Origin of the sequence: Phenylobacterium sp. (assembly GCF_020402505.1) — a bacterium.
GTDB lineage: Bacteria > Pseudomonadota > Alphaproteobacteria > Caulobacterales > Caulobacteraceae > Phenylobacterium.
The window spans coordinates 1-7,892 of the sequence record NZ_JADBZL010000075.1 but is presented as its reverse complement, the minus strand read 5'-3'; the positions used below and the strand labels follow the sequence as shown (position 1 = coordinate 7,892).

The window sequence follows — 7,892 nt, the reverse complement described above, 5'->3', positions numbered from 1 at the left end:
CTCGACGCCCATGTCCGCCTGACGCCGACGAGCTTCCTGGCCAAGTTCGGCTAAAGGCTGAGGCGGCCTCCACAGAGCCCCTCAATTGCGCGCTCCAAGAGAGAGCTCCGCGCGAAGCACGTCGAGGAAAGCTACGGCGATTCCGTTGACCCCCTTGTTTGTTTCAGAAGCGCTATATTGGGTCTGTCTTCCGGGACGTCCGCCTGGCGCTCCAACGCCAGGCGGACAGTCGGTGGAGGGGCCGAGATCCCCCGAGCCTTTTGGGCTGGGCCGGAGCAGGGTCGCCACCGACGTTTCATGACCCGGATGGTTGCAGGGACGCTTGGGTCCGAAGCCACAAGGATGGGTCAATGGAACAGATGGAGTTTAGCAGGAAGATCGCCGGCGTCGATGTCGGCAAGTCTCACCTGGACGTGGCGGTCCATGGACTTGAGGATCTGACGCGGGTGTCCAACACGGCGGCGGGACATGATGAGCTGGCGGACTGGCTGAAGGCGCGCGGGGTGGGGCGCGTGGGTCTGGAGGCGACGGGCGGCTACGAGCGGGCTGTGCGTCTGGCGTTGGAGGCGGCGGGGTTCGAGGTGGTGGTTCACCAGCCCCTCGAGGTGCGCCGCTTCGCCCAGCTGAAGCGGCGGCGGGCCAAGAACGACAGGCTGGACGCCCGGCTGATCGCGGCGGCGACGGCGCAGGTGGAGGCGGTGCGCTTGGCCCAGGACCCGAGGCTGGCGGAACTGGCCGAACGCATGACGGCCTACGAGCAGATCACCGACCAGCTGGTGGAGCTGAAGACCTTCCTGGAGCATGTGACGCTCAAGGATATCGGCTCCGCCCTCAGGACCCAGGTCCGCGCCCTGGAGGCCCTGAAGCGGCGTCTGGCGAGCCAGATCCTGACGGCGATCAAGGCCCATCCGGACCTGCTGGCCCGATACCGCCTGCTGGTCTCCCTGCCGGGCGTCGGCCCCATCGTCGCCGCCACCCTGCTGATCCGCATGCCGGAACTGGGCGGGATGCGGCGCGGTCAGGCCGCCTCCCTGATCGGCGTCGCCCCCTTCGACCGCGACAGCGGCCAATGGAAGGGCCTGCGCTTCATCAGCGGCGGACGCGCCCGGCCCCGGCGGATGCTCTACCTGGCCGCCGTCGTCGCCAAGCGCTTCGACCCCGGCCTGAGGGCCTTCGGCGAGACCCTCAGGGCCAGGGGCAAACCACCCAAGGTCGTCACCGTCGCCGTCATGCGCAAGCTCATCGAAGCCGCCAACCTCGTCCTCCAGAGAGGCCAGCCCTGGGTCAAAGCCATGCCCGTATGAAACATGGTTGCTCCGGCCCGCTGCGCGGTCCACCTCCCCCTGGAAGGTGGAGGAATTGGAGCGTTCAATTGCTCCCCCAAGGGAGAGCTGTCCGCGAAGCTGCCTGAGGGGGTCAACGGCCTCACGGCTTACCCCCTGGTCGGCTTGGCCGCGACCGGTTCAGGGGATGCTGACGCCTAGCCCTCGACCCCCAGGATCCAGCCTTCCTCGCGTTCCGCGTCGGCCGCGATCTCGGGGCTGAGGGCCTTGCCGGGGCCAAAGACGGCGCCCAGCTTTCCGGCCTCGTCCAGGCGGGCGAAGTGCTCGGCGGTCGCGCGGACCTGGGCCAGGTCCTTGACCTCGCCAGGTCCGGGCTGGGCCTTGTAGAGGGAGGGATAGACCTCGGCGGCCACCACCTCGATGCCCGCCAGGTCGGCCTCGGCGAGGGGGCGGAAGCCGGTCTCGAAGGGCCAGATGCGGAAACCTGCACCCCGGGCGGCCTGTAGCCGGCGCACGAAGGGAATGCCCAGCAGGGCCTGACCGCCCACCGAGCCGTTGTAGTAGAGCTTCCAGATCGAGGCCGCCTTGGCCGCCGCGTCGGCGTGGCGGAACTCGGGCAGGTCGCCCGGACCATGCTCCCGGGTGCGCTTGGGCTGGAGGGTGGTCAGGGCGTCCTTGGGCGGGCAGCCCCAGAAGGGAAAGGGGCCGCCGGTCATGCGCCGGTTGATCTCCGAGCCCACGCCGAAGCGGTTGTTGGTGTTGTCCGGCTTGTCCTTGACCATCCGGTCGAGCTGGTCCCAGGCCGCGCGCCAGGGCGCCTCGCCCGGAAGGTTCAGGGCGGCCGCGAAGCCCCGCGGGAAGCCCAGAGGGAAGTCAAAGCCCAGCAGGGCGCGCTCGGAGCGCTTGCGGAAGTCATCGAGGAGCACGTTGAGCCTCTTCTCGGCCTCCGCCCGGGTCGGCGGGTTGAAGGCCTCGAACGCCAGGCGGAAGCGGACATCCCGCTTCATCACCCCGATCCAGACGGAGTCCGCCCCGGTGGTCGGCTTGGCGGCGGCGCTCCAGTCGACGATGACGTAGGCGTTGAACAGGCGGGACACGGGCGGGCTCCGGTTTGTGCTGCCCTCTCTTTAGCCGTTGGCGGGACCTGCGCCAACGGGCGGTCTTGGTCGGCGACGGCGGCCGTGTGAAGGTGCGCCCGACGCGGAAAGGACCCTGCCATGACCGACGCACTGCGCACCCCTGACGACCGTTTCGCCAACCTGCCCGACTTTCCCTGGGCGCCGCGCTACATCGATGATCTTCCGGGTTACGAGGGTCTCCGGTGCGCGGTGATCGACGAGGGCGGCGGCCCTGGCGCTCCGGCCGACCCGCCCACCTTCCTCTGCCTGCACGGCGAGCCGACCTGGAGCTATCTCTACCGGAGGATGATCCCGGTCTTCCTGGCGTCGGGCGCGAGGGTCGTCGCCCCGGACCTCTTCGGCTTCGGGCGGTCGGACAAGCCGGTCGATGACGCCGTCTACGGTTTCCATTTTCATCGGCGGATGCTGCTGGCCCTGGTGGCGCGCCTGAACCTGCGGAACATCACCCTGGTGGTCCAGGACTGGGGCGGGATCATCGGATTGACCCTGCCGGTGGACGTCGGCTTCCGGGGCCGGCTCGCCCGGCTCATTGCGATGAACACCACCCTGGCGACGGGGACCCCGCCCTCGGAAGGCTTCCTGGCCTGGCGGGCCTACGCCAAGGCCAATCCCGACCTGGCGGTCGGCGCCCTGATCGGACGCGGGACGCCTCACCTCACCGAGGCCGAGCGCGCCGCCTACGACGCCCCCTTCCCGGACATACGCTACAAGGCCGGCGTCCGGGCCTTTCCCGAACGGGTGATGACCGACCCGGGCATGGAGGGCATAGAGGAGAGCCTGGCGGCCAAGGCGTTCTGGGCCCGGGACTTCAGGGGGCCGGTCTTCATGGCCGTTGGCGGGGCCGACATGGTGCTGGGCCCACCCGTGATGGAAGACCTGCGCCGAAGCCTGCCCACCTGCCCCGAGCCCATGCTCATTCCCGAGGCGGGACACTTCGTGCAGGAGTGGGGCGGCCCCGTCGCCGAGGCCGCGCTCCGGTCCTTCGCGGACGTTAGACCAGCTTGACCAGCATCTTGCCCATGTTGGCGCCGGTGAAAAGGCCGATGAAGGCGTCTGGGGCCGACGCGATGCCCTCGCGAACGGTCTGGCGCCACTTCAGTTTGCCGGAGGCGTGCCAGCCGCCGAGGTCCTTCAGGAAGTCGCCCATCATGTCCCAGTGGTTGGAGACGATGAAGCCTTCGAGCCGCAGGTTCTTGCCGATGATCAGGGCCATGTTCGACGGGCCGGGGACCGGCGCCTCGGCGTTGTACATGGAGATCATCCCGCAGATGGCGAAGCGGGCGTAAGGTCGGGCGGCGTTCAGGGCCGCCTCCAGGTGGCCGCCGCCGACATTGTCGAAGTAGACATCGATGCCATCGGGGGCCGCCTCGGCGAGGGCGGCGGTGAGGGCAGCGGCGGAGTCGCCGGTGGCCTTGTAGTCGATCACGGCGTCGACCCCGATCTCGTCCTTCAGGAACCGGGCCTTCTCGGCGCCGCCGGCGGAGGCGATGACCTTGTGGCCCTTCAGCTTGGCGATCTGGCAGACGAGGGAGCCCACCGCGCCCGCCGCGCCGGAGACAAACACCACGTCTCCGGGTTTCAGGGCGGCGATGCGAAGCAGGCCCGCGTAGGCGGTGAGGCCGGGCATGCCGGCCACCCCGAGGAAGGCCTCGGGCGGCAGGCCGTGGGTGTTGAGCTTCTGCACGGAGGCGGCCGGGGCGTTGAACGCCTCCCGCCAGCCGAAGTTGGACTGGACGAGGTCGCCGGGCTTCAGGGACGAATCGTTGGAGGTGATCACCTCGCCGATGGCGCCGCCCTCCAGCGGGCGGCCCAACTGGAAGGGCGGGACATAGCTCTTCACGTCGTTCATGCGGCCGCGCATGTAGGGATCGACGGTCATCCAGGTGTTGCGGACCTGCACTTCGCCCGGACCGGGGGCGGGCAGGTCTACGGAGGCAAGCTCGAAGTTGGCGGCGGCGGGCAGGCCCTGCGGACGGCTGCGCAGGCGGATTTCCCGGGATGTGGTCATGTCTTCCCCCTAAGTCTCGTGGCGAGGCGGCGGCGCCGCTGTTCTGGAACCTCACCCAAGGTGGCGTCTGGCGACGGGGAATGCTAGCTGCAACCGCAGAATCCGGAGCAGAGAATGACCAAGGTCCTGAGGGGCGGGGTGATCGGGGCCGGGGTGTTCGGCGGCTACCATGCGCGCCAGTACGCCCAGGCCGAAGGCGCCGGCCTGGCCGCCGTCTTCGACCCGGACCTGGAGCGGGCCCGGGAAGTGGCGGCGCGTCATGGGGCGGCGGCCTTCGATGACCTCGACGCGTTTCTGAGCTCCGTGGATGTGGTGACGGTCGCCTCGCCCGGCGTCCGTCATGCCGAAGGGGCCCTGGCCGCCCTTCGCGCAGGGCGTTCCGTCTATGTCGAGAAGCCGCTGGCCGTGGACCTTGAAGAGGCCGACCGGATCCTGGCGGAGGCCAGCCGACGCAGGCTGGTGGTGGCCTGCGGACACCAGGAGCGGGTGGTCTTCGAGGCGATCGGCCTCTTCAGCGCGCCGGAGCGTCCTCTGAGGCTGGAGGCGGTGCGGCAGGGCCCGCAGAGCCAGCGCAGCCTGGACATCTCGGTCGTGCTGGACCTGATGGTCCATGACATTGACCTTGCATTGTCCCTGGCCGCAGGAGCGCCTCTGGCGGCCGAAGGGGAGGGTGATGTCGCCTACAGCGGCGGCCTGGACGCCGTTCGCGCGGAGGTGACCTTCGACGACGGCTTCACTGCGGTCTTCGACGCCTCGCGCATGGCGCCGGAGCGCAGGCGGACCATGCGGGTGGTCTATCCCTCCGGTGAACTCGAGATTGACTTCCTGGCGCGCAGCTTCCGCAACACCACCGGCTTCGACCTCAACCCGGACTTCGCGGAGACGCCGGGCGCCCGGGATCCCCTGGGCGCCAGCGTCGGCGCCTTCCTGGCCTGCGTGCGTGGGGAGCGCGACCGACCTGTGGTCACCGGCGAGGAGGCCGCCCGGGCCCTGGACCTGGCCCTCGCCATCGAGCAGGCGGTGGAAGAAACCGGCCCCCGACACCACCTCTGAATTCCTGACAGGAGAGCCCCATGGCCAGCCTCTACGACTTCGCCTTCCGCTCCATCGACGGCGAGCCCCTTCCCCTCAACGGGTTTCGCGACCGCGCCGTTCTGGTGGTGAACACCGCCTCGCGCTGCGGCCTGACCCCACAATACGAGGGACTTGAGGCCCTCTACGCCAGGTACCGGGATCAGGGCCTCACCGTGCTGGGCGTGCCCTGCAACCAGTTCATGGGCCAGGAGCCGGGGACCGAGGCCGAGATCAAGGCTTTCTGCGAGACCCGGTTCAACATCGACTTTCCCCTCACCGCGAAGGAAGACGTGAAGGGCGCCTCCGCCCATCCCTTCTACAAGTGGGCCCTGGAAACCCTCGGCGAGCCCGCCGATCCGGCCTGGAACTTCCACAAGCTCCTCGTGGGGCGCGACGGCCAACTGATCGCCGCCTTCGGTCCCAGGACGGATCCGCAGGCGCCGGAAATCGTCTCTGCGGTCGAGGCCGCCCTTTCAGCCCCGACCTCAGCGTGACCGACGAAGAGGTCGAGGGCCGGTTCAACGCCGCGGTCGGGCTGCATCGGGCCGGCCGGACAGGAGAAGCTGTCTCGGTCTACCGGGAAATCCTCTCCGTACGCCCCGGTCATGGGCACGCGGCCTACAACCTGGGCGTCGCCCTCCGGTCCCTCGGCCGCACGCGCGAGGCGATCGACATCTGGTCCGGACTGGCGGAGCGGGAGCCCGATCGGGTCGACGCCCTGCTCGGCCTCAGCCGGGCCTACCGGTCCCTCAACGACGATGTCCGCTCCCTCGACTTCGCCACGCGGGCGGCGGCGCTGCGGCCCCACTCCGGTGACGCCCACAACCTGCGCTCCAACGCCCTCAGGTCCCTCGGACGCAATACTGAAGCGCTCGCGGCCCTGGACGCGGCGGTCGCCGCCGAGCCGGGCTACGCCCTTGCGCACTCGAACCGAGGACATCTGCTCTCGGCCCTGAAGCGGCACGCCGAGGCGGTGGAGTCCTACCGGGCCGCCCGGGCCCTGGAACCCTCGCTTCCCGACCTGACCGGCGCCCTGCTGGACCAGCAGATGCGGTGCTGCGACTGGCGTGACTTCGGGGTCCTTCAGGAGGAGGTGCGGGACGGGGTGCGGCGCGGAGAGCCTGTGACCATCCCCTTCACCTTCCTGGCGCACAATGATGACCCAGCCGACCAGATGGCCTGCGTCCGCACCCATTTGAAGGGCCGCTTCCCGGACTGGCCGCCCGCCGTCTGGACCGGTCAGACCTACCGCCACGACCGCATACGGGTGGGCTATGTCTCGTCCGATCTGCGGGTCCACGCGGTCTCCCAGTTGCTCGTCGGCCTCCTCGAGCGGCATGACCGGAGCCGGTTCGAGATCCACGCCTACGCCCTGCCGCCGCAGGCAGAGGACGACATGCGCGCCCGGGTCCAGGCCGCTTGCGAGGCCTTCCATGACGTCTCGGATCTGGATGACGCGGGGATCGCTGCGGCCCTGCGCGCGGACGAGATCGACATAGCCATCGATCTGAACGGCTTCACCACTCACTGCCGACCAGGGGTGTTTGTGCGCCGCTGTGCGCCCGTCCAGATCAACTATCTGGGCTATCCCGGCGCCATGGGGGCCGTAGCTGCAGACTACATCCTGGCGGATCATACGGTCATTCCGAAAGAAGAATCAGGAAGTTACGACGAAAAAATCATCCGGCTTCCGTTCGCCTACCAGCCCAATGACGACCGCCGGGTGATCGCTGATCGGACCCCGACGCGGGCCGAGGCCGGCCTTCCGGACACTGGGTTCGTCTTCTGCAGCTTCAACGCCAGCTACAAGATCACGCCGCCGGTCTTCGACGTCTGGATGCAGCTCCTGCATGAGGTCCCCGGGTCCGTGCTCTGGCTGCTCGGTGGAGACGCCGTCATCGAGACCAACCTCCGTCGCGAGGCCGTCGAAAGAGGCGTCGACGCCGCAAGGCTGGTGTTCGCCCCCAAGGCGCCCCTGCCCGACCATCTGGCCCGGCACCGGCTGGCCGACCTCTTCCTCGACACCCTGCCGTACAACGCCCACACCACGGCCAGCGACGCCCTCTGGGCAGGCCTGCCCCTGGTCACCTGCACCGGGCGCAGCTTCGCCGCGCGGGTGGCCGCCTCTCTCCTTCGGGCGACAGGCCTGCCAGACCTGGTGACCACCTCCCTGGAGGACTATCGCGACCTGGCCCTCGCCCTCGCCCGGGACCCCGGTCAGCTGAAGGCCCTCAAGGCGCGCCTCGCCGCGAACCTCCCTGCCGCGCCCCTCTTCGATACAGACCGGACCCGCCGCCAAGTCGAGACGGCCTACGAGATCGCATGGCGGCGGCGGCTGGCCGGCCTGGAGCCCCGCAGCTTCGACGTGCCCGAGGACGCCTGAACGGG

7 protein-coding genes are annotated in these 7,892 nt (G+C 69.3%); 5 read left to right on the top strand and 2 right to left on the bottom strand.

Annotation, left to right across the window (positions count from 1 at the left end; genetic code table 11):
- Positions 1 to 359 precede the first annotated feature (359 nt).
- Positions 360 to 1,304 carry an IS110 family transposase gene (locus IM632_RS05945; protein WP_296552120.1) on the top strand — a complete coding sequence of 315 codons (945 nt, stop codon included), beginning with the start codon at positions 360 to 362 and terminating at the stop codon, positions 1,302 to 1,304.
- 176 nt (positions 1,305 to 1,480) lie between these two features.
- Here IM632_RS05945 and IM632_RS05940 read toward each other — a convergent pair whose 3' ends face one another.
- On the bottom strand, positions 1,481 to 2,380 hold the full coding sequence (locus IM632_RS05940) for a cobalamin biosynthesis protein CbiG (RefSeq protein WP_296483000.1): 900 nt from the start codon (positions 2,378 to 2,380) through the stop codon (positions 1,481 to 1,483).
- A 120-nt stretch (positions 2,381 to 2,500) separates the two neighbouring features.
- Between IM632_RS05940 and IM632_RS05935 the strand changes: the two genes are divergently transcribed.
- A complete protein-coding gene (locus IM632_RS05935) occupies positions 2,501 to 3,427 on the top strand; it encodes a haloalkane dehalogenase (RefSeq protein WP_296483002.1) in 927 nt (308 codons plus the stop codon).
- On the opposite strand, the gene IM632_RS05930 is transcribed toward IM632_RS05935, so the two are convergent.
- Complete coding sequence (locus IM632_RS05930; RefSeq protein ID WP_296503545.1) at positions 3,414 to 4,430, bottom strand: NADP-dependent oxidoreductase; 1,017 nt, start codon at positions 4,428 to 4,430, stop codon at positions 3,414 to 3,416. The two genes, IM632_RS05935 and IM632_RS05930, sit on opposite strands and share 14 nt — an antisense overlap.
- A 114-nt stretch (positions 4,431 to 4,544) precedes the next feature.
- On the opposite strand from IM632_RS05930, the gene IM632_RS05925 reads away from it, so the two are divergent.
- From IM632_RS05925 to IM632_RS05915, 3 genes are read left to right on the top strand one after another with little or no spacing between them, the layout of a single operon-like run.
- Positions 4,545 to 5,483: a Gfo/Idh/MocA family oxidoreductase gene (locus tag IM632_RS05925; RefSeq protein WP_296483241.1), complete on the top strand. Its 939-nt coding sequence runs from the start codon at positions 4,545 to 4,547 to the stop codon at positions 5,481 to 5,483.
- Positions 5,484 to 5,503: 20 nt separating this feature from the next.
- Positions 5,504 to 5,998, top strand: coding sequence for a glutathione peroxidase (locus IM632_RS05920; RefSeq protein WP_296483238.1), 495 nt, complete (start codon positions 5,504 to 5,506; stop codon positions 5,996 to 5,998).
- Positions 5,995 to 7,887, top strand: a complete 1,893-nt coding sequence (locus tag IM632_RS05915; protein ID WP_296497880.1) for a glycosyltransferase family 41 protein — start codon at positions 5,995 to 5,997, stop codon at positions 7,885 to 7,887. Before IM632_RS05920 ends, IM632_RS05915 begins: the two co-directional genes overlap by 4 nt.
- Positions 7,888 to 7,892: the final 5 nt, after the last annotated feature.

Bases quoted from the DNA above. Each gene is read 5' to 3' on its own strand.
- IM632_RS05945 (WP_296552120.1), top strand. From the start codon at position 360: ATGGAGTTTAGCAGGAAGATCGCCGGCGTCGATGTCGGCAAGTCTCAC.
- IM632_RS05935 (WP_296483002.1), top strand. From the start codon at position 2,501: ATGACCGACGCACTGCGCACCCCTGACGACCGTTTCGCCAACCTGCCC.
- IM632_RS05930 (WP_296503545.1), bottom strand. From the start codon at position 4,430: ATGACCACATCCCGGGAAATCCGCCTGCGCAGCCGTCCGCAGGGCCTG.
- IM632_RS05925 (WP_296483241.1), top strand. From the start codon at position 4,545: ATGACCAAGGTCCTGAGGGGCGGGGTGATCGGGGCCGGGGTGTTCGGC.
- IM632_RS05920 (WP_296483238.1), top strand. From the start codon at position 5,504: ATGGCCAGCCTCTACGACTTCGCCTTCCGCTCCATCGACGGCGAGCCC.